A 21,292-nucleotide genomic window follows, 5' to 3' on the forward strand; every position below is an offset into this window, starting at 1 on the left:
CGGCGTCAGCCGCAGTACTGCGCCTCCTTGCCGATCGACCGGTACATGCAGTCCGCGTTCTCCAGCAGCTGGAGCACCGCGTCCCGGTTCCTGGACGTCTCCCGCTCGATGACCTCGTCGGGCGGATAGAAGCCGCCGCTCCACGAGGACCGCGGATACATCTCGAAGGTGTAGCCGAAGATCTTGTGCGCGCCCCACAGGTAGTCGTCGATCGACCCGTCCGTGATGTAGAGGTCGCTGGACTGCTGCGGGGTGTAGCCGTTGCTCGCGGCCATCTTCCGGCCGACGGTCCGGAAGGCGGCGTGGTCGTCCGCCGTCATCCCGGTGGTGGTGTCGGAGTAGGTGTAGCCGAACGGCCACAGCACCAGCTCACTGTACGTGTGGAAGTCGATCGCGGCCGTGATCTGCTGCTCGCCGCCCACGACCCGGCTGCGCACGAAGTCCGCGACGACCTTCACCTCGGGAGCCGACTCCGGTGCCGAACCCCGGTACGTCTCGGAGGACTTGCTGCCGGAGGAGCCGCCGCAGCAGCCCCAGCGGTAGTCCCAGTTGCGGTTCAGGTCCGTGCCGACGGCCGACGAACCGGAGTTGGGCTGCCGGTTCTTGCGCCACGAGCGGTAGGAACCGGTGGCGATGTCGTACTCGCCGCCGTCCGGGTTCAGGTCGGGGACGATCCAGATCTCGCGGTCGTTCACCAGGTTCGTGATCCGGGAGTCGCTGCCGTAGCCCGCGCCGAGCTCCCGCAGCAGGTACAGGGCCATCTCGACGGTCAGGTGCTCGCGGGCGTGCTGGTGGTGGGTGAACAGCACCTCGGGCTCGTCCTCGTCCGTGGCCACGTTGTCGCTGATCTTGATCGCGACGATGTCCCGGCCCTGGTGGGACGTGCCGATCACCCGCTTGCTCATGATGCCCGGGTGCGCGGCCAGCCGCTGGTCGATCTCCGCGTTCATCTCGGCGTAGTTGTGGTAGCGGGAGTCGGCCGACGGGAAGTCGTACAGCCGCACGCCGTCCGAGCCGGACGACCGGTCGGGGGCGGCGCCCAGCGGGGTGACGTCGTAGCCCTGCCGGCGCAGGGCGCGGATCTGGTCGGCGCGCCCGGAGACCACGACGGTCTCCTCGTCGGCCTCGTCCACGCTGACCCCGGCCCGCTGGATCGCCGTCCGGGTCAGGGGTGTGGTGTGCCGGTGGATCTCGTACTGGCGGATGTCGTCGGCGGCCGGGGCGGCCGACGGGGCCTTCGCGCTGTCGGCACCGGCCTCGGGTGCCGACAGCGACAGGGGGGCCGCGAGGGCGAGCGCGATCAGGGCGGCGAGCACGCCGGGGCGTCTGCCGCGGGGGCGAAGTCGCATGAAGTCTCCTCGTGGGAGGTGGGGGTTGTTCATGGCGACGTGCGTGGTGCGGTGGGCTCATGGTCGGGGCATGACATGATCAGGTCAAGAAGGTGGGTGCGGGGTGACGGACCCGGCGGCCGCCGGACGAGGGAGCCGCCGCCGGTTCCTGGCGGAGCCTCAGGACGGCGCCGGCGGCCGGACGTTCACCGCAGCGCGTCCCACTCCGGGGCCAGGGCGACCGCCCGGAGCTCCTTCATCGTCAGGGCGGGGGTGGCGGGGGTGGCGTTCTCGTGCCGGGAACCGGAGTCGAAGGCGCTGATCACGACCCGGCCGCCGTCCGGCCGCAGGGTGTCGACGGTCCACATGACGACACCCTCCGCGCCCTTCTCCCGTCCTTCGCGGGCAGCCGGGCGAGGGCGTCGAGCAGGGTGAGCCGCAGGGACGGGTCGTCGGCGCCGGACGCCGGCGGCTCGGGGAACACGGCGGTCGACCGCTCCGTGCTGCTGCGCCGCCGCTGGTGGGCGAGGTACGCGCGGGTGAGCACGGTCTGCGCGTAGCCGGCCGGGTTGTCCGCCCGGGACACCCGCCCCCGGCGGACGTAGACCCGGCCGAGGGTCTCCTGCACGAGGTCCTCGGCGAGATGGGTGTCCCCGGCGGTGAGCAGGCACGCCGACCGGTACAGGTGACCGGCCCGCGCGGTCGCGAAATCCCCGTAGCCGTCCACCGAACCGCCCCACCCCATCCGTGCGCCCCCTCGGGCTCGCCCCCGCCGCTCTCACCTCATTGATCGGTGGGACGCGCGAGCGCCAAGCACACGGTCAAGATCGTCGTCGTGGGCACCAAGGGGCGCCCGGCCGTCACCACGGACGGTCTCGTCCACCTCAAGTAGGGGTGCCCGGGGAGGATCTGCCCGGGCCGCACGTCCCCGCGCCCCCGTCCACAGCACGGTGGACGGGGGCGCGGGCCGTTGTCCGGCGGGCCGGACGGGGGCGGGGTTACGGCAGCGCGTGGACGTGCGGGCCGACGGCGTCGGACCAGGCGTTGCCCGCGGTGGCGTCCCAGTTGGTGGACCAGGTCATCGCCCCGCGCAGGCCCGGGTACGTCTTCGACGGCTTGAAGGTGCCGCAGTTCGTGCCCCGGGTCAGGCAGTCGAGGGCGTTGTTGACGACGGACGGGGAGACGTAGCCGCTGCCCGCTCCCCGGGTGGAGGCCGGGAGGCCGAGGCCCACCTGGGACGGGTCGAGGCCGTTCTCCAGCTGGATGCAGGCCAGCGCGGTCAGGAAGTCCACCGAGCCCTGATGGTAGACCTTGCCGTCGCAGCCCAGCATGGAACCGCTGTTGTAGTACTGCATGTTGACGACCGTGAGGATGTCCTTCACGTTCAGCGCGGTCCGGAAGTAGGCGTTGGACGTCGACTGCATGTCGATGGTCTGCGGGGCCATGGTGAGGATCATCGACGGGCCCGCCTTCGCGGACAGCGCCCGCAGCGCCTGGGTCATGTAGGTGGCGTTGAGGCCGTTCTCCAGGTCGATGTCGACGCCGTCGAAGCCGTACTCCTGCATCACCGCGTACACCGAGTTGGCGAAGTTCGTCGCCGAGGCCGCGTCGTTCACCGACACGGTGCCCTTCTCGCCGCCGACCGAGATGATGACCTTCTTGCCGGCGGCCTGCTTGGCGCGGACGTCGGCCTTGAACTGGGCGACGGTGTAGCCGTTCAGGCCGGCCGTGTCCAGGTTGAAGGTGACGGCGCCGGGCGTGCCCGTGGCGTCCGCGAAGGCGACCGCGATGATGTCGTACTGGTCCTGCACGTCCGAGATGCGCTGCACGGCGGCGCCGTTGTCGAAGTTCTGCCAGTAGCCGGTCACCGCGTGCCGGGGCAGGTCACCGCCCCCGCCGCCGTCCTGGTCCTTGGTGCGGGCCGTGACCGCCGCCGACTTCGGGGACTCGCCGGCCGCGTTGCTCGCCGCGACCTGGAAGGAGTACGACGTCGAGGCGGCCAGCCCGGTCACGGTCGCCGAGGTGCCCGACACCGCCGTCACCTTCGTGCCGTCGCGGTAGAGGGTGTAGCCGGTCGCGCCCGAGACCGTGTTCCAGGACAGCGACACCGAGGAGGCCGTGGTGCCCGAGACGGCCAGGCCGCCCGGGGTGCCGGGCACGGTCGGCTCGGGTTCACCGTCGCCGCCGCCCGCGTCGGGGCCGAAGACGGACAGGTCGTCGGCGTAGTACGGCTGCTGGCCGTACCAGCCGTGGGTGTAGACCGTCACCGAGGTGGTGCCGGAGCCGGTGGTGAAGCTGGTGGACAGCTGCTTCCAGGCGGCGGAGTCCGGGGTCCAGGTGGACACGTCCGTGGTGCCGGTGCCGGTCACGCCGAGGTAGGCGTAGCCGCCGCGCACCCAGCCGCTCAGCTGGTACGTGGAGTTCGGCTTCACCGGGACGGTCTGGCTGCAGCGGGCGTTGTCCTGTCCGGCCGGGGTGGCCTGGAGCGCGGCCGTGCCGCCGTGCACGGGCGAGGAGACGGTGGTGCCGCTGTTCGCGGAACAGGTCCAGTTGCTCAGGCCCGCCTCGAACCCGGCGTTGCGGGCGTTGTTCACGTCGGCCGCCGACGCCTGGCCCGCGCCCACGCCCGCGAAGGTGAGGGCGAGGGCGGAGACGACGGCTCCGGCCCAGATGCGTCTGCTGCGTCGGGTGCTGCGTGGTGCGCGGTCCACTGGGGCCTCCGGTGGGGAGTGGGGGAGGGGAGAAGGGGGAAGTCCGGGGGAGGGGGAAGAAGGAGGAGCGAGGAGAGGACGGAGTGGGGGGAGGGACAGCGACGGTGGCCACCGTTCGTACTGGAGCTACAAGTTGGTCCAGACCAATCGCCTTGTCAATGGGTCCGGAGCCACTCGGGCGCCGAATTCCTGTCGCATCCGGCCCGGTCCGGCGACGGACCGCGCCCCGTACGGTCGGAATCCGTACCGGCGAGATGCTCAACCTGCCCCGGTTTGGCGCGGCTTGTGCGGCACAAGTTGCCGTTCAGCTGACCAAACGCTGTTCTCCGGTCACAGCGCCGTGGTTACAGTGCTGAGGTAGTCACGCAGTGAAGTCACCAGGGTGCATCGGAGTAACCCCCGATGGGCCGACGGGCATGGGGAGAACGGGGAGCTGCGCGTGCCAACCGCCATTGCCGTGACCAGTGCCGACCTGGCACTGCCGCCACACGACGACCGCACGCTGCCCGCCGTGGTGCTCCGGGACCTCGACACCCGGCCGCTCGACGAACTCCTCGGCGAGTTACAGCTGCTCGTCGAGCACCACGGACACGTCATCGTCGTGTGCCCGCAGGCCGCGCCCACCCGGGTCCGGCGACGGCTGCACACCCTGCGCTCCCTGCTGGAGAGCGACCGCATCGCCCTCTTCCGGCCCGACCTGCCACCCCTCGCCGTGGCCGTCCTGGCCCGGCAGCTGCGCCAGCTCGCCTCCTGCGACCTCGGCCCCGGGGTGCTCGCCTCGGCCGGCCGCCTCCTCGTCCACTACCTGCACGCCGGGGCCCTGCTGGGCTCGGTCGCCCGCCTGGACCGCGTCCCCGTCGACCTCAAGCAGCACGCCAGGTCCTGGATGCCCGGCACTCAGTTCGCCGTCCTCGCCCACCCCCAGCCGCAGCTCGTCCGGATCGGCCCGGAAGCCGCCCTGGACGGACCCGAGTTCGACACCTGGATGCTCACCGCCAAGGGGCAGCTCCCGTCCGACTGGGTCACCGCCACCCTCGCCCCCGCCTGGCGGGTGCAGGGACTGCACGAGACGGCGCTGCCCGCCGGCTCCCCGGGCTGGTGGGGCACCGGCAGGCTGATCGAGTTCTGCACCTTCCTGCCCGACCTGTCCGTCCTCTACCAGCTGGTCACGTCCGTGCGGCGCGGCACCTGCCACTGGTGCGGCATCGACGTCATCGGCGACCGCTGCGTGTTCTGTTCGGCCACTCCACCCGCCCACGACGGCCCGCCGGGGAGCCACGCCGCCGGGCGGGCCCTCGCCCAGCGCCCATGAGCCCGGCCCGCGCACCGGCCCCGCGCCCGGCCCGGCCCGGCCGGCCCCGCCGTCCCCCGACCGACCACCGCATCCGGTCCCGCCCGACCGCTCACCCCCAATGAGGTTGCACGGTTCATGAACTCCCGTCAGCGCCGCGGCGTGATACTCCTGCTCCTGTCGGTCCTGTGCGCCCTCGGTGCCTTCGCCGGCGTCCTCTCCGTCATCAACGACGTGAAGTCGAAGGTCGGCCCCGAGGTCACCGCCTACCGGCTGACGTCCGACGTCCCGCCCTACACCGCGCTCAGTACGGGCCAGTTCGAGAAGATCCGGATGCCCGAGCGGTGGCTGTCGGAGAACGCCGTCACCGACCTCGGCGACATCCGCGGCAAGATCGCCGTCACCACCCTGCGCAAGGGCTCCCTGCTCCAGACCGACATGATCGTGGACCAGCCCGCCCTCCAGCCCGGACAGCAGGAGGTCGCCATCATGATCGACGCGGCGACCGGCGTGGCCGGCAAGATCACCCCCGGCTCCGCGGTGAACGTCTACGCCACCTTCGACGGCGAACGCGAGGGCGACCCCGCCCAGTCGAAGATCATCGTCACCAACGCCAAGGTCCTCGACGTGGGCCGGATCACCGCCCTCGAACCCGACGGGGACGACCGGCGCCGCCGTCCCACCGACGCCGTCCCGATCACCTTCGCCCTGTCCGCCATCGACGCCCAGCGCATCACCTACGCCGAGTCGTTCGCCCAGCGGGTCCGCCTCGCGCTGGTCGCCCCCGGCGGCGACACCACCGTGCCCGAGAAGGACCGGACGTACGAACTCGCGAAGGACAAGTGAGAGCCGCATGCCCACGAGGATCCTCCCGGCAGTCGGCGACGCGGACGCGGTTCGTTCCCTCACCACACTGCTCAGCCAGCTCCCGGACGCCGAACCGGTGGCCCCGGTGGCCGACTCCACCCAGCTCGTCGACACCCTCGCGCGCCTGGCCGCCGAATCCGTCGACGAACTGCCCGAGGTCGTGGTCGTGCACGAGCGGATCGGCCCCGTCCCCGCGCTGGAGCTGATCCGCGAAGTCGCCCTGCGCTTCCCCGCGGTGGGCGTCATCCTCGTCACCTCCGACGCGAGCCCCGGCCTCTTCCAGGCCGCCATGGACTACGGCGCCCGCGGCCTGGTCGCCCTGCCGCTCGGCTACGAGGAACTCGCCAGCCGGGTCCAGGCCGTCGCCCAGTGGTCCACCGGCGTCCGCCGTCACCTCGGCGCGGGCGTCGACGTGTTCACCGGCGTCGGCGGGCGGGTCGTCACCGTCAGCGGCGCGAAAGGAGGCGTCGGCACCACCCTGACCGCGGTCCAGCTCGCCCTCGCCGCCCAGGCGTCCGGCCGCAGCACCGCCCTGGTCGACATGGACCTGCAGACCGGCGACATCGCCTCCTACCTGGACGTCCAGTTCCGCCGCTCCGTCGTCGACCTCGCCGGCATCACCGACATCTCGCCCCGCGTCCTCGCCGACGCCGTCTTCCGCCACGACACCGGCGTCGCCCTGCTGCTCGCCCCCGCCGAGGGCGAACGCGGCGAGGACGTCACCGACCGGGCCACCCGGCAGATCGTCAGCGCCCTGCGCTCCCGCTACGAGATCGTCGTCATCGACTGCGGCGCCCAGCTCGGCGGCGCGGGCGCCGCCGCCGTCGAGATGGCCGACACCGCGCTGCTCGTCACCACCCCGGACGTGATCGCCGTGCGCGGCGCCAAACGGGCCGTCCGCATGTGGGACCGGCTGCAGATCCGCAAGGCGGAGGAGACCACCGTGGTGGTCAACCGGCACACCCGCAGCACGGAGATCCAGCCGGCGCTCATCCAGCGGATCACCGGCACCGCCGTCGCCGCCACCGCCGTCCCCGCCCACTTCAAGGAACTCCAGGGCGTCGTGGACGCCGGACGCGTGCACGAACTGGAGGCCAAGAGCACCGTCAAACAGGCCCTGTGGGGGCTGGCCGGCGAACTCGGCCTGGTCAAGCCCACCGAGGGCGCCCACCGGGCGGGCCGGCTGCGCGGCGACCGCGGCGCGGTCGGCTTCCGCCGACGCAAGGAGCACGGCACACCGGGGAAGCAGGCGGGACAAGGGGGATGAGGATGCGGGCGTCACCGCGAGCACGTCACCGGACCGGCCGCCGCACGGCGGACCGGGGCCAGGTCACCATCGAGTTCCTCGGCATGCTCCCGGCCATCCTGGTCACGCTGGTGGTGCTCTGGCAGCTCGTCCTGGTCGGCTACACCTTCACGCTCGCCGGGAACGCGGCCGACGAGGCGGTCCGCGCGGCGACCGCCACCGCACCGGGCGCCCGCGGCGGCCCCTGCGAGGAGGCCGGACTGGACAAGCTGCCCGGCGCGTGGCGCGGCGGAGCGTCGGTGACCTGCGGCGGGGGCGGCGGCATCGTCACCGCCGACGTGCGGCTGAACGTGCCGATCCTCTTCCCGGGCACGGCCTCCTTCCCCTTCGAGGTGACGGGACACGCGGGCGCGGTCGAGGAGGACACCGGTGACTGACACACCGTACGCCCGGCGCGCGCGCCGCGACCGGGGCCAGGTGGCCCTCGAGTACCTCGGCTTCCTGCCCGTGCTGATCATCGTCGCCATGGCCGCCGTCCAGCTCGGCCTGGTCGCCTACACCGCCCAGCAGGCCGGCACCGCCGCCCGCGCCGGGGCGCGCAGCGCCTCCCTCGACCGGGGTGCCCAGGGGGCCTGCACGGCCGCCGTCAGCTCCTGGCTGGCGGACGGCACGGACTGCGGGGAGGCGGAGGGCGGCGACGAGGTCACCGTCACCGCCACGGTCGAGATCCCGTCGATCGTCCCCGGCTGGGACTTCGGCCCCGCCCGCCGGACCGCCACCATGCCGGTCGACCACTGACCCCGGGAACAGGACGGAGCACCCGACCAATGAGTCTGCGGGCACGCATCAACTCCCCCGAGGAGAGCGGCAACCGGGGCGAGGACGGCCACCTGGTCGCCTCCTACCGGGCCAAGCTCCTGGAGGAGATCGACCTCGCGGAGATGAGCTCGCTGGCCACCGCCGACCGCCGGGCGCGGCTGGAGCGGGTCCTCGGGCACATCATCAGCCGCGAGGGCCCCGTGCTGTCGACCGTGGAGCGCTCCCAGCTCATCCGCCGGGTCGTCGACGAGGCCCTCGGACTCGGCATCCTGGAACCCCTCCTGGAGGACGCCTCCATCACCGAGATCATGGTCAACGGGCCCGACGCCGTCTTCGTCGAGCGGGCCGGCCGGGTCGAGCAGCTGCCCCTGCGCTTCGCCTCCCACGACCAGCTCATGCAGACCATCGAACGCATCGTGTCCACCGTCAACCGCCGCGTGGACGAGTCCAACCCGATGGTCGACGCCCGCCTGCCGTCCGGCGAACGCGTCAACGTCATCATCCCGCCCCTGTCGCTGACCGGCGCCGTCCTCACCATCCGCCGCTTCCCGCGCTCCTTCACCCTGCACGAGCTCATCGGCCTCGGCTCGCTCGACGAGCACATGCTGTACCTGCTCGCCGGCCTGGTGCAGGCACGGTTCAACATCATCGTGTCCGGCGCCACCGGCACCGGCAAGACGACCCTCCTCAACGCCCTGTCCGGCCTCATCCCCGAGGGCGAACGCATCATCACCATCGAGGACTCCGCCGAACTCCAGCTCCAGCAGCCCCACGTCATCCGCCTGGAGTCCCGCCCGCCCAACGTGGAGGGCAAGGGCCGGGTCACCATCCGCGACCTGGTGCGCAACTCGCTGCGCATGCGCCCCGACCGCATCGTCGTCGGCGAGGTCCGCGGCGGCGAGTCCCTCGACATGCTCCAGGCGATGTCCACCGGCCACGACGGCTCCCTCGCCACCGTCCACGCCAACAGCGCCGAGGACGCCCTCACCCGCCTGCAGACCCTCGCCTCCATGTCCGACGTCGAGATCCCCTTCGTGGCCCTGCACGACCAGATCAACAGCGCCGTCGACGTCCTCGTCCAGCTCACCCGCTTCGCCGACGGCGCCCGCCGCATCACCGAGATCGCCCTCCTGGAGAGCCACGGCGGCGAACCGTACCGGCTGGCCACCGTCGCCCGCTTCAACGCCCAGCCGATGACGAACGACGGCCGCATCCACGGCACCTACGGCCACTACCCGCTCCCGCGCCGCACCGCCGAACGCCTCTACATGGCCGGCCAGCCCCTCCCGCAGGCCTTCGGCGTGGCCCAGCACGCCGACCAGCTCGCCACCCGAGAAGCCAGGTAGGAACCGTCCCCATGGATCTGCAGAACCTGATCACGCTGACCACCGGCGTCGCCCTGCTGACCTGCGTCCTCGCGGTCGTCGGCGTGCACTCCTATGCCACCGGCAGGGCACAGCGGCAGGCCCTGGTCGACCGGCTCTCGGCCACCGGACAGATCCACCCGCCCGGCCGCCGGCGCCACTTCCCCACCCTCGACCGGCGCCTGCGCCGCACCCGGCTCGGCCGCAGACTGGAACTGCGCCTGCTCGCCACCGGCCTGGACATCACCCCCGGCGAGTTCACCGCCGCCATGCTCGCCACCGTCGCCGGACTCTGGCTCGTCGGCCAGGCCACCCTCGCGCCCTTCTTCGGCCCGCTCGCCGGACTCGTCGGCGTCTGGGCGGCCCTGCAGTTCCTCACCTGGCAACGCCAGAAACGCATCGAGAAGTTCATCAACCAGCTTCCCGAACTGGCCCGCATCCTCGCCAACGCCACCCAGGCCGGCCTCGCCCTGCGCACCGCCATCGGCATGGCGGCCGAGGAACTGGAGGCGCCGGCCGGCGAGGAACTCGCCAAGGTCGCCGACCAGCTCGCCATGGGCGCCTCCATGGACGACGCCCTCGGTGAACTCGCCGACCGGCTCCCCTCCCGTGAACTCGTCGTCCTCGTCACCACCCTCGTCCTGTCCAACCGGGCCGGCGGCCAGGTGGTGAGCGCCCTGCGCAACCTCACCGAGACCCTGGAGGAACGCAAGGAGACCCGACGCGAGGTCCGCACCCAGCTGTCCCAGGTGAGCATGACCTCCTACGCCGTTCCCGCCCTGGGCATCGGCTCGTTGTTCCTGATGAACGGCGTGAAGGACGGCGCCCTGGAACGCATGACCGGCTCCCCGGTGGGCCAGACGGCGGTGATCGTCGCCTTCGGGCTGTACGCCGTCGGCTTCCTCCTCATCCGCCGCCTGTCCCGCATCGACGTCTGAGCGCCGAAGGAGGCTGACCGACGTGGCACTGCTGCTCGCCCTGCTCATGGGCCTCGGCGTCTGGGGCGTCTTCGCCGGCATCCGCATGTACCGCGCCGAGGCCAAACTGCCCGGCGACCTCGTCCTCGCCCTGGAGGTCGGCGCCACCCGCACCGGCGCCGTCGACTCCCTCGTCGACCGCATGGGCATGCGCTACGCCCCCGCCGTGCTGCGCCTCATGGGCCCCAAGCAGGTCGCCAAGTACCGCCGGAAGATCGACCTCGCGGGCAACCCCGGCGGCCTCACCATCGACCGCTACGCCGCCCGCCGCGCCGTCTACGGCGCCCTCGGCCTCACCGGCTTCCTCGTCTTCCTGCTGCGCGGCCAGCCCTTCGTGGCGCTGCTGCTGCTCGCCTTCGGCGCGTTCTGGACCGAGGTCGGCATCTGGTCCGCGATCCGCATCCGCAAGGACGTCATCGAACGCACCCTGCCCGACTTCCTCGACGTGCTGGCGGTCGTGGTGAGCGCCGGTCTCGGCTTCCGCCAGGCCCTCGACCGCGTCTCCTCCCGCTACGAGGGACCCTGGGCCGACGAACTGCGCATCACGCTGCGCCAGATGGACCTCGGCATGAGCCGCCGCGAGGCCTTCGCCGAACTGCGCCGCCGCAACGACTCCGAACAGGTCGCCATGTTCGTCACCGCCCTCCAGCAGGGCGAGGAACTCGGCGCGCCCATCGTCGACACGCTGGTGTCCCTCGCCAAGGACATGCGCCGCACCGACGCGCAGAACGCCCGCCGCAAGGCCGCCCGCGCGGTCCCCAAGGCCACCATGATGATCACCACGTTCATGGTCCCGGCCACCATGATCCTGCTCGGCGCCGGCCTGCTCCTCGGCTCCGGCACCGACTTCGGCTCCCTCACGGGCGAGTAGGAAAAGGGGCCGGTGCCATGACGACGACCAGGGAACGCGCCGCACGCCTGCGCCGCCGGCCCCGCTCCGCCGAGATCACCACCCCGCCCGCGGGCACGGTCCTCCCCGACCACGCCCGCACCGGCGCCCCCGACGTCCCGGTCACCTCGGCGACCCCGCGACTGCCCCGGCCCGCGCCCGGACCCGCCCAGCAGCCGCCCGACGCCGGGCCGGCCCCGACCGTCGACCTCCAGGTCAACGCCCTCCAGGCCCTGTGCCGCCAGGTCTTCGGCTTCCGCCTGGCCATGATCGCCCTCGCCGCCCCCGCCGCCCTCCTCAACGCCGCCCCCGGCTGGGGCACCCGCCTGGTCGCCGGCGCCGTCGTCGTCACCTTCATGGCGTCCTACGCCCTCTTCCGCGACTGGGAACGCTTCGGCCCCCTCCTGCTGCGCCACCCCACCCTGCTCGCCCTGGACACCCTCTTCGGCGCCCTGCTCCTGGTCTCCGCCGGCCCCGGCTCCACCCTCGCCTACGTCAGCGTCTGCACCCCGTTCCTGGCCGGCCTCATCTACGGCTGGCGCACGGCCGCCGTCTTCGCCTCCCTCCAGGGCCTCGTCCTCCTCCTCGTCCACGCCACCCTCGACAACCCGCACACCGGCCCCGCGGAAGCCCTGCTCCTGCCCGGCCTGTGCGTCGTCGCGGGCGCCGCCGGATCCTCCCTGCGCCAGCTCATGCTCCGCTTCACCCAGGCCACCCGCGCCCTCACCGAGATGCGGGCCCGCCTCGCCGTCACCGAAGCGGTCAGCGCGGAACGGGCCCGCCTCGCCCGCGAGATGCACGACTCCGTCGCCAAGACCCTGCACGGCGTGGCCCTCGCCGCCGACGGACTCACCCGCTCGGCGGCCGCCCCGCACATCGACGCCGCCCGCGTCCGGCAGCAGTCCGGACTCGTCGCCCGCTCCGCCCGCCGCGCCGCCGCCGAATCCCGCGAACTCCTCGCCGACCTGCGCCGCGAGTCCGACCCCGGCCACGGCACCGACGTCCTGACCGAACTCGCCGCCCGCACACACGACTTCCACACCCGGACCGGACTGACCGCCACCTGCCGGCCCACCGGCGGCCCCGCCGCCCCGCCCGTCCCCCCGGCCGTCGCCCGACAGCTCCTCACCATCGCCGCGGAGGCCATGGAGAACGCCCACCGCCACGCCGGCGCGACCCGGGTCGAGGTCCTCGCGGGCGTCCACGGCGGCCTGCTCCGCATCAGCGTCCACGACGACGGCCGCGGCCTCCCGCCCGGCACCGACCTCGAACAGCTGCGCCGCACCGGCCACTTCGGCCTCATCGGCATGGTCGAACGCGCCGCCTCCGTCGGCGCCCGCATCCGCATCGGCCGCGGCACCCGCACCCACGGCACGGAAGTCCGCGTCGAGCTCCCCCTGGCCGCCCTGACGGCCACCCCCCGGGAGGCGACGACCCGATGACCGTGCCCGCGCCGCCCCGGACCCCCCACCACCCCCGCAGAGGAGGCCGCACCGTGCAGCCGCCGCCCAGCCCCTTCCAGGCCGTCCCTTCGCCGCCCGCCACCCTCCGGATCGTCGTCGCCGACGACAACCCGGTGGTCCGGGCCGGCCTGACCGCCCTGCTCTCCGGCCGCGACGACATCACCGTCGTGGCCGAAGCCGCCGACGGCAGAGAAGCCTGCGAAGCCGCCCACGCCCACCGCCCCGACGTCGTCCTGCTCGACGTCCGCATGCCCGGAGTCGACGGCATCTCCGCCCTTCCGTACCTGGTCGGCATCGCCCCCGTCGTGATGCTCACGTACAGCGGAGAGGCGGAGATCGTCCAGGAGGCGCTGCGCCGGGGAGCGGGCGGCTACCTCGTCCACGGCGAGTTCACCGCCGACCAACTGGTCACCGCCGTCCGGGACATCAGGGCCGGCCGCCCGCACTTCACGCCGACGGCGGCGGGGGCACTGCTGGCGCAGCTGCGGGAGACGGCGACGGCGAGCGTTGCCCTGCCGGACGGGCTGGGGGCGACGAGTGCGATCGCACATGGGGAGGGCACATCGGGCGAATCGGCCGGTCACCCTCAAGGGGAGCGTTGGTGGCGGCCGTTCGGCCTTCCGCCGGCTCCACCCCCACCTACTTCTGCGGAAAACCTTTCGCAACTGCAACCGGATGTGGCACAGTCGTCGTCTGGGTGGACAAGCGGCCGCCCGGCCGCTCCCGACAGGTCGAGGTACCGACTGAGCGCAAGGGAGGCGGAGATCATGGACCTCATCGCGTCCGGCATGAACAACCAGCAGATCGCCGCCGCCTGCTTCATCAGCGAGAAGACGGTCAAGAACCACATCAACCGCATCTTCGCCAAGCTCCACAGCACCAGCCGCTCCGAGGCCGCCGCGAAGTGGCTCGGCACGGCACCCGGCACGGACCGAGGGGTGGGGTGACCTGCGGTGAGGACAGGGGAGAAGAGGCGCAGCATCCGTGATTGGGCCCGCATTTGGGCCCAGGGGCCCTCTGGCGCATCCGGAAATCCGCCGTACGTTGCTCATGTCGAACGCGGCCCCGCACCGGGGGCCGCCATCGCGTCAGCCGGAGGGGAACACCATGAGCAACTGGATCAACACCACGGTCAGGTACCTCCAGTCCCGCACGGCCCGCAACGACAAGGGCCAGACGGCGGTGGAGTACCTGGGCATCATCGCGGTGGTCGTGGCGATCGTGCTGGCCATCACGGGGACGGACATCGGGCAGTCGATCTACACCGCGATCACCGAGCAAATCGCGGAGGTCACCGGAGGCTGATGAGGCCCCGTAGTTTCGGCGACGCAGGGCAGGCTTTCCCCATCTACATCGTTGTAGTGGGGGGCCTGCTCTTCCTCGCGTTCGCGTACTTTGCGGTCGGCCAGGCCGCGGCGAACCGGAACGATGCGCAGACCGCGGCAGACGCTGCAGCATTAGCGGCAGCGCAGGACCGACGGGACGCGCTCACGGATGCGTGGGTGACCCATCTCGAGGACCCGGCAGCATGGATGGGCATCTTCAACGGTGAAGCCGAAGGATTCGGGCTGTCGTGTGCCCGCGCGGAGCAACTCGCGGCGCAGAACGACGCGACAGTCTTGAGTTGCACATCGGAAGGGCTTCTGGACTACACGGTCGAGGTAGAGACGAACCAGACCGTGGGTGAGTCCATCGTGCCGGGCACCGAGGACTACCGATCCCGTGAGTCAGCTACTGCCGTGATCGACTCCCGCTGCACATTCGATCCCCTGCCTGAGGGCGCTGAGGACGACGCTCTGCCGTCACTCAAGTGCGAAGGCACGACATGGACATTGGATCCGAAGGACCCCAGGGAGCTGCTTCCGCAGCCCGAGGACCTCTTCGATGTCCACCTGGCCGACTGACAGACGAGCGACGAGCGAAGAGGAAGCAGAGGTATGAGCAATCAGTTGACGAGGCGGGCCTGCAGGGGGATGGTCGCGCTGGCCCTTGCAGCTGGACTGTCCTTGGGGGCAGCTGCGTGCAGTGGCGGGGGGGATGACGGTAAGCGGGAATCCTCGGCCTCTGCTTCCAAGGGGGGTGGATCCGCCCCGAGCCCGCAAGAGGGGCAGTCGTCGGAGCCCCTCGCTGAGTTGAAGGGCCCTTCCGGGCTCATGCTGCGGATCACTGGTACGGAGACTGACTCGGGCGGCTTTCTCACCGTCAGTGGCGAGTTGAAGAATGATGGCAGCAAGGTCGCCGTGGTGCCCGCTCAGCTGAGCGGAAACGAGACGGAAATCATTCGGAACGGCAGGTCGCTCGGCGGTGCCACTCTGGTGGATTCCAAGGGCAAGAAGCGCTACTACGTGCTGCGGGACACGGATGGACGGCCTCTGACCACTACCAACTTTCCGAATCTGAAGGCGGGTGAGACCTTGCCCGTCTTCATGCAGTTCCCGGCGCCCCCCGCAGAGACGACCGAGTTGACGTTCCAGCTGCCCATGTTCTCGGCTGGTGTCATCGAGATCGCCGGGTGAGGTCGGCATGACGACGACTCCTACCGTGACGCGCGCGCGGTTCTCCGCTGCGGTCACGGCCGCTGCGACGCTGGTTGTGGCCAGCGTGCTGGGCGGTCCTCCCGCCGTGGCCGACGACGCCCCCAGCGTCCCCCCGGGCACCGAAGCCACCGCCTCCGCGCCCGTGGAGCTGGACCCCAACGACCCCGACCTGAAGCTCCCCGACGGCGCCACCCTGGCGGAGCCCAAGGTCCTCGACATCAAGCAGGTCGTCGAAGACCAGAGCGGTGACGAGCGTCGTGAGGACACCAACTCCGACGTGAAGTTCGCGCTCCAGGCCGAGGTCCTGTTCCCCAAGGACAGCGCGAAGCTCAGCGCACAGGCCAAGTCCCGCATCTCCACGATCGCGCAGGAGATCAAGGCGCAGAACGCGACGAAGATCCGTGTCTTCGGCTTCACGGACAACCTCGGTTCGTCCGCGCACGGCGATGTGCTGTCCCGCAAGCGGGCGAACGCCGTGCAGAGCGTCCTCGGGCAGGAGCTGAACGACTCCAACGTCACCTACGAGGTGCGCGGTTACGGCGAGCAGTACCCCATCGCCGACAACTCGACGGAGGCCGGCCGCAAGAAGAACCGGAGGGTCGAGGTGTCCTTCCCACGCTCGGAGAACGGGTCGTAGCCACAGCGCCGCTTTGAGCTCCCCTTTGGGCCCTCGGGCCCATGCCGCCCCGCCGTCCCCTCCCTACGCTCCCCCTGACATGAACGCGTCCTCCCGGCGGGGAGGTGAGGGGGAGTGGGCATGGCGGCGGCGGGGGGAGCGGTGGGACCGGCGGTGGACGCGGGGCGCCGGGGACTGCCGAGGCCGCTCGCCGTGGCCCTGTTCCTTGTCCACGCGCTGTTCGCCGTCACCGTGGTGGGCGGCCTCGGGCTGCTGCTCACCGCGAGCGCGTACGACGCCCTCGACGGGGTCGTCCTCGCCCTGACCGCCTACGCCGCAGCCCCGGGCGTCCTCGGCTGGTGGCTGGCCCGGCGCACCCGCCACGACGGCGGGCCGCGCGTCCTGGCGGCGTTGGCGGCGGTGCAGGTGTGGCTCGTCCTGGGAGCGGTCGCGAACCTCGCGGGCGGGTCGCTCAAGGGCGTGGTGCAGCTCCTCCTGCCGGTCCTGGTCCTGTGCTTCCTGGCCCGGCGCGAGAGCCGGGACTGGTACCGGTCGGCCGGCTCCGAGCGCGCGGTCCGTCGCCCGTTCTCCCTGCGCCGCATGATCCGCTGGGGCCGGCGGGACGAGGGCCAGACGGCGGTGGAGTACGCGGGGCTGATCACGGTCGTCGCCGCGATCGTCCTCGCACTGGTCGTCAGCGGTCTGGGCGCACAGATCCTGTCCGGCATCCAGGCGGAGGTCTGCCGCGTCACCGGCACGGCCTGCCCGGCACCCGGCACCGACGCGGGCGCGGGCGACGTGACCGCCGGGGGCGGCACCGGCGACGGCGCGGGCGGAACCGGCGGGGACACAGGAGGCAACCCCGGCGGCCCCGGCGACGGCGACGGCGACGGCGGCGCTACGGAGGATGCCCCCACCGGCGAACCCCCCACCCCGACCGACCCCACCGACCCCACCGCCCCCCTGGACCCGGCCGACCCCGTCGCCGCCCGGGACGAGATCGACGAACCCCCGTACGAGGACCCGACCACCGCAGCCGAAGACACCGAAGGCACCGACACCGACGGGGACGGCGACGGCTGTTTCTCCGGCGTCGGGGCGTTCTTCGGGTGCGCCGGTGACCAGCTCGGGCAGTTCGGCGGGGGCCTGTTCGTCGACGGCGTGTGGGGCGACCTCACCTGGATGTGGGACGTCGTCACCAGCCCGGTCGAGACCTGGAACGGCCTGATGGACTACGGCAGTTCCCTCGGCAGCGACTGGTGGAGCGACTCCGCCGGCGCCCGGGACCAGTGGGACGACGGCGATCACCTCGGCGCGCTCCTCGGCTGGGGCGGCGCCTCGCTGAGCACGGGCGGGACGGTCCTCTACGACGCGTTCATCGGCGACGACGTGGCCGACCAGTGGAACAGCGGCAACGGCACCCGCGCCGTCACCACGGTGCTGTGGAACGTCGGGTCCCTGTTCATCCCCGGCTACGGCGAAGCCAAGATCGTCGAGAAGGTGGGGACCCTCGGCAGGCTGAGCCGCCTCACCGACAACGCGGCCGAGGCAGCCCAGGACGCGCGGCGCGCGGCCGACGCGGGTGACCTGGACGCCCTGGAGGACGCGGCACGGCGCGCCGACGAGGCGGCGGACGAGGCCGAGAACGCCGCCCGCCGGACCGGCTGCGCGATCTCCGCACCGCCCCGCAGGGTCCCTTATGGGGGCGGGGACGGGGGCGTCCCGCGGTCCGGGCCCGGTCTCCTCGGCGGGTCCGGCACGGGCAGCACCGTCCTGGCCGGCGGGCCGCCCGTCGTCCTGGCCGCCGGGGGCGGCTGCGACGAGGAGGCGAAGGAAGAGGCGCGCCGGGCCCGCGAGCACGCGCGGGCGGCCTACCTGGAGCGCAAGCGGGCCGAGGAACCCGGCCGTGCCGAGCAGGCCCTGGCGCAGAAGAAGCAGTGGCCCGGCCCCCGGCACGGCGACACCGCCGACCCGCGCAACTACAACCCGCCGGACTGGGCGGCGGACCTGAGGGCGCGCACCTACGGTGACGCCGACGGCGGTGACGGCTTCTGGGCGAGCCGGGACCGCAACCCGGCACCCAACTGGCGGAACGAGTCCTGGCTGCGCTACCAGGAGCAGGTCACCGGCACCGAGCGCGGCTACGAGTACGTCGTCCCGCACACCGATCCCGACGTGCCGGACGTGGAGTTCGACGGCTGGGACTCCTCGCGCCGGACGTTCCTGGAGGCCAAGAACGGTTATGACAGCTTCCTGACCGCGGACCGCACCGAACTCACCCCGTCCGGCAGGGAGCGCCTGCTGGCCGAGGCGCGCCGGCAGACCGAGGCGGCGCGCGGCCACGACGTCGAGTGGCACTTCTCGAACGAGGAGGTGGCCGACGCGGCCCGGGACGCCTTCGAGGAGGCCGGGCTGGACATCGAGGTGGTCCACAGCGCCCCGGAGCCGGTGGCCGGCGGGCGGCGACCCGGGGCGTTCGACTGACCGGGCGTTCGACTGACCGGGCGGGGCGCGGCGCGCGACCTAAGGTGGGACGGTCCGGTCCGGAGGAGAAGGGGACGGCAGGGTATGCGACGCGTGGTGCGGGGCTTCTGGGGCCCACGGCAGGAGTCCGCGGAGGAACTCGCCGCACGGTGGTGCACGACCCTGGAACACCTCGCCCGGCTCCTCCCCACCGCGGGAGCAGCAGTGCCCGCAAGCGACACGGCACCCGGAGCCCCGGCGGGCGGTGGCCCGTTGACCATCTGGCGGACCGTGCCCGCGTCCGGCCGCCCCGCCGACGTCCTGCGCCTGCCCCACCCGGACCGGGCGGCTCCCGGCGAGGAGTTCCGGGAGTCCCTGCTCCGTGCGGTGCGCTCCGCGCAGGAGGACGACGGGTGGTCGGCGGCCGACGGCACCTCGCTCCGTCTGCTGGCGGACACGTCCGACGGCCGGCGGGTCGAGGTCGCCGGGCTGGCGGGCGGCACGCCCGAGTTCCTGCTCCAGTCGCTGGTGGCCACCTTCGTGGTGCCGGACGACGAGCCGCTGCCCGGCGCCGGACTCCTCGCCGCGGTCGCCGAGGCGTGGGACCCGGACTACGGGGACGTGGGCGACCGGGCCGTGACGGCCGCCCTGAAGAAGGAGGCGGGCTTCAGAACCGGCACGCCGTCCGTGGGCCCGGTGGCCTACCTCTCCCCGGGGCGCGCGGCCCTGGTGCCCGAGGAGTGGGCGGCGCGGGGCAGGCGGCTGCCCGGCGGCGGGCTGCTGCTGGAGCTGGCCGACCCCGGGGACACCGCCGAAGTGGTCCGGGCCCACCGGGCGTTGAAGGACGCCGGCGCCCTGGAACCGCTGCCCCGCCCGATGGACAGGCCCGCCCTGTGACGGCGCGCCGGGGCGAGCCCTTCGACCCCGACCGGGCCCGGGCCGAGCTGGAGACCCGGCTGACCGGACCGCTCCCCGCGTCCGGACCGGCGGTCGCGGAGGGCGAGCCGGTCACGGGGGAGTGGACGGCGACCCGCGGCGAGGGCTTCCTGATCGTCCCGCTCTGGGAGGGCGACTCCCTCACGGGCGTGTACGGGCCGGAGTGGAACGCCGCGGAGGAGGCGGCCGAGGCCCGCCTGCGGTCCCTGGTCGCGCGCCTGGACGCCCGCTGGGGCGCGCACCGGAGAGTGAGCATGCGCGTCCCGCTGCTCCGGCCGGACGCGCCCCTCCCGGAGCTGCTGCGGGCCCTGGCCGCCCTGGACTGCTACGGCGACCTGACGGTCTGGGGCCCGGTCCCTGTGCCGCCGCCGGCCGGCCCCCGCTGGGCCGCGGTCTCCCTCAACCAGTCGGACGCGGACGCCCCGATGATCCTGGTGGGCGTGGTCAGCGACCGTCCGGTGACGGAGCCGGAGGAGCGGGACTGACCTCCCGCCCCCACCTCCCGCCCCACCTCTTGCCTCCCCCTCAGGGCCCGGCCGGAGGCAGCACCACGGCCACACGCGCCCCCACCCGCAGCCCCCACCGCTCCATGGCCCCGGCCTCCGCCTCCAGTACGTGCCGGGCCCGCAGCCGGGGCCGCCCCAGCCGACCGGGCGGCATGGTGCGCACGGCGACGACGCGCAGCCTCCGGTCGAGATAGGCGACGTCGATGGGCATGCGCATCCGGAAGGTGTGCACGCTCCCGGCGGGGGACAGCAGCATTGCGCCGTCCACCGCGTCCCGCCCCAGCAGGCCCCGCGTGCGCGCCCGGTAGGAGCACGCCAGCTCCAGCGGCACCCGAAGCACCCCGCCGCCGTCCTCGTCCCGCCGCCGGACCTCCAGTTCGCCCCGCCCGTCCCTCCAACGCCCCACCCTGCCGCCCCTCTCCGCGTTCGTCCGTCCCGGCGGTCGCTGTCCGGGCTGCCACTCTGCCGAAACGGCGCGGCCCGCGTGGGCGGGCCGCGGAAACCCGTTTGCCGGTGTCTCCCGGTCCGGGTAGGAACGGCCCATGACGACACTCGGCGCGGTGCTCCGCCCCCAGCTGGCCCCCGAAGGCCTCCGGTCCGTCGCCCGGGCCGCCGACGACGCCGGGCTCGGCGAACTGTGGCTGTGGGAGGACTGCTTCCGGGAGGGCGGCCTCACCAGCGCCGCCGCCGTCCTCGCGTGGACGGAGCGGGTGCGGGTCGGTGTCGGGCTGCTCCCGGTGCCGCTGCGGAACGTGGCGCTCACCGCGATGGAGGCCGCCACCCTGCACCGGATGTTCCCCGGGCGGGTGACCCTCGGCGTCGGCCACGGGGTGCAGGACTGGATGGGGCAGGTCGGGGCGCGGCCCGAGTCGCCGCTGACGCTGCTCCGCGAGCATCTCCTCGCCCTGCGCGCCCTGTTGCGCGGCGAGCGGGTGACGACCAGCGGGCGGTACGTCCGGCTCGACGACGTTGCCCTGGACTGGCCGCCGGCGCCCGAGGACGCCGTCGTCCTCGCCGGCGGCACCGGGCCCCGCACCGTCCGGCTCACCGGGGAGGCCGCCGACGGCACCATCCTCACCGCGAACACCTCCGCCGAGGGGGTGCGCCGGGCCCGCCGTCTCGTCGACGAGGGGCGCGCGGAGGCCGGGCGCCGGGCCGAGCCGCACCGGCTGGTCGTCTACCTGCTCGCCGCCACCGGCCCCGGTGCCGCCGAGCGGGTGCGCGCCGAACTGGACGCCGAGGGGGCGGCGCCCGACGCGGACCTCGGTGCCGCCGGGGA

Annotated in this window: 23 protein-coding genes; 18 read left to right on the forward strand and 5 right to left on the reverse strand. The window is 72.9% G+C overall.

Translation table 11 applies throughout. The features are described from left to right. Window positions 1-5 precede the first annotated feature (5 nt). From G3I53_RS05045 to G3I53_RS05060, 4 genes are all read right to left on the reverse strand, one after another. Window positions 6-1,349, reverse strand: a complete 1,344-nt coding sequence (locus tag G3I53_RS05045; RefSeq protein ID WP_164332934.1) for a M14 family metallopeptidase — start codon at window positions 1,347-1,349, stop codon at window positions 6-8. Window positions 1,350-1,534: 185 nt separating this feature from the next. Further along, window positions 1,535-1,696, reverse strand: coding sequence for a hypothetical protein (locus G3I53_RS05050; RefSeq protein ID WP_164332935.1), 162 nt, complete (start codon window positions 1,694-1,696; stop codon window positions 1,535-1,537). Then, on the reverse strand, window positions 1,651-2,073 hold the full coding sequence (locus tag G3I53_RS05055) for a sigma factor (protein WP_164332936.1): 423 nt from the start codon (window positions 2,071-2,073) through the stop codon (window positions 1,651-1,653). Before G3I53_RS05055 ends, G3I53_RS05050 begins: the two co-directional genes overlap by 46 nt. 253 nt (window positions 2,074-2,326) lie before the next feature. Next, on the reverse strand, window positions 2,327-4,039 hold the full coding sequence (locus tag G3I53_RS05060) for a glycoside hydrolase family 18 protein (RefSeq protein ID WP_164332937.1): 1,713 nt from the start codon (window positions 4,037-4,039) through the stop codon (window positions 2,327-2,329). A gap of 457 nt (window positions 4,040-4,496) precedes the next feature. Between G3I53_RS05060 and G3I53_RS05065 the strand changes: the two genes are divergently transcribed. The 17 genes from G3I53_RS05065 to G3I53_RS05145 all read left to right on the forward strand — a co-directional run bounded on the left by G3I53_RS05065 (window position 4,497) and on the right by G3I53_RS05145 (window position 19,992). Next, window positions 4,497-5,351: a hypothetical protein gene (locus tag G3I53_RS05065; RefSeq protein WP_164332938.1), complete on the forward strand. Its 855-nt coding sequence runs from the start codon at window positions 4,497-4,499 to the stop codon at window positions 5,349-5,351. A gap of 117 nt (window positions 5,352-5,468) precedes the next feature. Next, window positions 5,469-6,176 carry a Flp pilus assembly protein CpaB gene (gene cpaB, locus G3I53_RS05070; RefSeq protein WP_164332852.1) on the forward strand — a complete coding sequence of 236 codons (708 nt, stop codon included), beginning with the start codon at window positions 5,469-5,471 and terminating at the stop codon, window positions 6,174-6,176. Window positions 6,177-6,183: 7 nt separating this feature from the next. Continuing rightward, complete coding sequence (locus G3I53_RS05075; RefSeq protein ID WP_164332853.1) at window positions 6,184-7,464, forward strand: AAA family ATPase; 1,281 nt, start codon at window positions 6,184-6,186, stop codon at window positions 7,462-7,464. After that, on the forward strand, window positions 7,461-7,880 hold the full coding sequence (locus G3I53_RS05080; RefSeq protein ID WP_164332854.1) for a pilus assembly protein: 420 nt from the start codon (window positions 7,461-7,463) through the stop codon (window positions 7,878-7,880). The genes G3I53_RS05075 and G3I53_RS05080 overlap by 4 nt, the downstream gene beginning before the upstream one ends. Then, a complete protein-coding gene (locus G3I53_RS05085; RefSeq protein WP_164332855.1) occupies window positions 7,873-8,241 on the forward strand; it encodes a TadE/TadG family type IV pilus assembly protein in 369 nt (122 codons plus the stop codon). Before G3I53_RS05080 ends, G3I53_RS05085 begins: the two co-directional genes overlap by 8 nt. Window positions 8,242-8,270: 29 nt before the next feature. Then, on the forward strand, window positions 8,271-9,608 hold the full coding sequence (locus tag G3I53_RS05090; RefSeq protein ID WP_164332856.1) for a CpaF family protein: 1,338 nt from the start codon (window positions 8,271-8,273) through the stop codon (window positions 9,606-9,608). 11 nt (window positions 9,609-9,619) lie between these two features. Further along, the gene (locus tag G3I53_RS05095; protein ID WP_164332857.1) at window positions 9,620-10,564 is read left to right on the forward strand and encodes a type II secretion system F family protein; all 945 of its coding nucleotides are present in this window, start codon (window positions 9,620-9,622) and stop codon (window positions 10,562-10,564) included. 22 nt (window positions 10,565-10,586) lie between these two features. Further along, window positions 10,587-11,474, forward strand: coding sequence for a DUF5936 domain-containing protein (locus G3I53_RS05100; protein ID WP_164332858.1), 888 nt, complete (start codon window positions 10,587-10,589; stop codon window positions 11,472-11,474). 17 nt (window positions 11,475-11,491) lie between these two features. Then, a complete protein-coding gene (locus tag G3I53_RS05105; protein ID WP_164332859.1) occupies window positions 11,492-12,934 on the forward strand; it encodes an ATP-binding protein in 1,443 nt (480 codons plus the stop codon). A gap of 53 nt (window positions 12,935-12,987) precedes the next feature. Then, on the forward strand, window positions 12,988-13,902 hold the full coding sequence (locus G3I53_RS05110) for a response regulator transcription factor (RefSeq protein ID WP_343239752.1): 915 nt from the start codon (window positions 12,988-12,990) through the stop codon (window positions 13,900-13,902). Window positions 13,903-14,062: 160 nt separating this feature from the next. Then, window positions 14,063-14,260 (forward strand): hypothetical protein, encoded by a 198-nt coding sequence (locus G3I53_RS05115; protein WP_164332861.1) that lies wholly within the window; start codon window positions 14,063-14,065, stop codon window positions 14,258-14,260. Beyond that, window positions 14,260-14,859 carry a pilus assembly protein TadG-related protein gene (locus G3I53_RS05120; RefSeq protein ID WP_164332862.1) on the forward strand — a complete coding sequence of 200 codons (600 nt, stop codon included), beginning with the start codon at window positions 14,260-14,262 and terminating at the stop codon, window positions 14,857-14,859. The genes G3I53_RS05115 and G3I53_RS05120 overlap by 1 nt, the downstream gene beginning before the upstream one ends. 33 nt (window positions 14,860-14,892) lie before the next feature. Beyond that, on the forward strand, window positions 14,893-15,471 hold the full coding sequence (locus tag G3I53_RS05125; protein ID WP_164332863.1) for a hypothetical protein: 579 nt from the start codon (window positions 14,893-14,895) through the stop codon (window positions 15,469-15,471). 7 nt (window positions 15,472-15,478) lie between these two features. After that, window positions 15,479-16,129: an OmpA family protein gene (locus G3I53_RS05130; RefSeq protein WP_164332864.1), complete on the forward strand. Its 651-nt coding sequence runs from the start codon at window positions 15,479-15,481 to the stop codon at window positions 16,127-16,129. A 120-nt stretch (window positions 16,130-16,249) separates the two neighbouring features. Then, complete coding sequence (locus tag G3I53_RS05135) at window positions 16,250-18,592, forward strand: Tox-REase-5 domain-containing protein (protein WP_164438056.1); 2,343 nt, start codon at window positions 16,250-16,252, stop codon at window positions 18,590-18,592. Between the two features lie 84 nt (window positions 18,593-18,676). Further along, on the forward strand, window positions 18,677-19,468 hold the full coding sequence (locus G3I53_RS05140) for a hypothetical protein (protein WP_164438057.1): 792 nt from the start codon (window positions 18,677-18,679) through the stop codon (window positions 19,466-19,468). Beyond that, window positions 19,465-19,992, forward strand: a complete 528-nt coding sequence (locus G3I53_RS05145) for a hypothetical protein (protein WP_164337751.1) — start codon at window positions 19,465-19,467, stop codon at window positions 19,990-19,992. The genes G3I53_RS05140 and G3I53_RS05145 overlap by 4 nt, the downstream gene beginning before the upstream one ends. 40 nt (window positions 19,993-20,032) lie before the next feature. Here the strand turns inward: G3I53_RS05145 and G3I53_RS05150 are convergent, their stop codons facing one another. Beyond that, the gene (locus G3I53_RS05150) at window positions 20,033-20,419 is read right to left on the reverse strand and encodes a DUF192 domain-containing protein (RefSeq protein WP_164337752.1); all 387 of its coding nucleotides are present in this window, start codon (window positions 20,417-20,419) and stop codon (window positions 20,033-20,035) included. A gap of 136 nt (window positions 20,420-20,555) precedes the next feature. On the opposite strand from G3I53_RS05150, the gene G3I53_RS05155 reads away from it, so the two are divergent. After that, window positions 20,556-21,292, forward strand: a 737-nt coding sequence (locus tag G3I53_RS05155; RefSeq protein ID WP_164438058.1) for an LLM class flavin-dependent oxidoreductase, incomplete at its 3' end; no start/stop codon positions are given.

The organism is Streptomyces sp. SID14436 (assembly GCF_010548465.1).
Lineage (GTDB): Bacteria > Actinomycetota > Actinomycetes > Streptomycetales > Streptomycetaceae > Streptomyces.

What these genes read in the sequence shown, in the direction of transcription:
- G3I53_RS05080 (WP_164332854.1), top strand. Translation starts at nt 7,461, where the DNA reads ATGAGGATGCGGGCGTCACCGCGAGCACGTCACCGGACCGGCCGCCGC.
- G3I53_RS05075 (WP_164332853.1), top strand. Translation starts at nt 6,184, where the DNA reads ATGCCCACGAGGATCCTCCCGGCAGTCGGCGACGCGGACGCGGTTCGT.
- G3I53_RS05045 (WP_164332934.1), bottom strand. Translation starts at nt 1,349, where the DNA reads ATGCGACTTCGCCCCCGCGGCAGACGCCCCGGCGTGCTCGCCGCCCTG.
- G3I53_RS05105 (WP_164332859.1), top strand. Translation starts at nt 11,492, where the DNA reads ATGACGACGACCAGGGAACGCGCCGCACGCCTGCGCCGCCGGCCCCGC.
- cpaB (WP_164332852.1), top strand. Translation starts at nt 5,469, where the DNA reads ATGAACTCCCGTCAGCGCCGCGGCGTGATACTCCTGCTCCTGTCGGTC.
- G3I53_RS05130 (WP_164332864.1), top strand. Translation starts at nt 15,479, where the DNA reads ATGACGACGACTCCTACCGTGACGCGCGCGCGGTTCTCCGCTGCGGTC.
- G3I53_RS05140 (WP_164438057.1), top strand. Translation starts at nt 18,677, where the DNA reads ATGCGACGCGTGGTGCGGGGCTTCTGGGGCCCACGGCAGGAGTCCGCG.
- G3I53_RS05050 (WP_164332935.1), bottom strand. Translation starts at nt 1,696, where the DNA reads ATGTGGACCGTCGACACCCTGCGGCCGGACGGCGGCCGGGTCGTGATC.
- G3I53_RS05135 (WP_164438056.1), top strand. Translation starts at nt 16,250, where the DNA reads ATGGCGGCGGCGGGGGGAGCGGTGGGACCGGCGGTGGACGCGGGGCGC.
- G3I53_RS05125 (WP_164332863.1), top strand. Translation starts at nt 14,893, where the DNA reads ATGAGCAATCAGTTGACGAGGCGGGCCTGCAGGGGGATGGTCGCGCTG.
- G3I53_RS05095 (WP_164332857.1), top strand. Translation starts at nt 9,620, where the DNA reads ATGGATCTGCAGAACCTGATCACGCTGACCACCGGCGTCGCCCTGCTG.
- G3I53_RS05120 (WP_164332862.1), top strand. Translation starts at nt 14,260, where the DNA reads ATGAGGCCCCGTAGTTTCGGCGACGCAGGGCAGGCTTTCCCCATCTAC.
- G3I53_RS05115 (WP_164332861.1), top strand. Translation starts at nt 14,063, where the DNA reads ATGAGCAACTGGATCAACACCACGGTCAGGTACCTCCAGTCCCGCACG.
- G3I53_RS05090 (WP_164332856.1), top strand. Translation starts at nt 8,271, where the DNA reads ATGAGTCTGCGGGCACGCATCAACTCCCCCGAGGAGAGCGGCAACCGG.
- G3I53_RS05055 (WP_164332936.1), bottom strand. Translation starts at nt 2,073, where the DNA reads ATGGGGTGGGGCGGTTCGGTGGACGGCTACGGGGATTTCGCGACCGCG.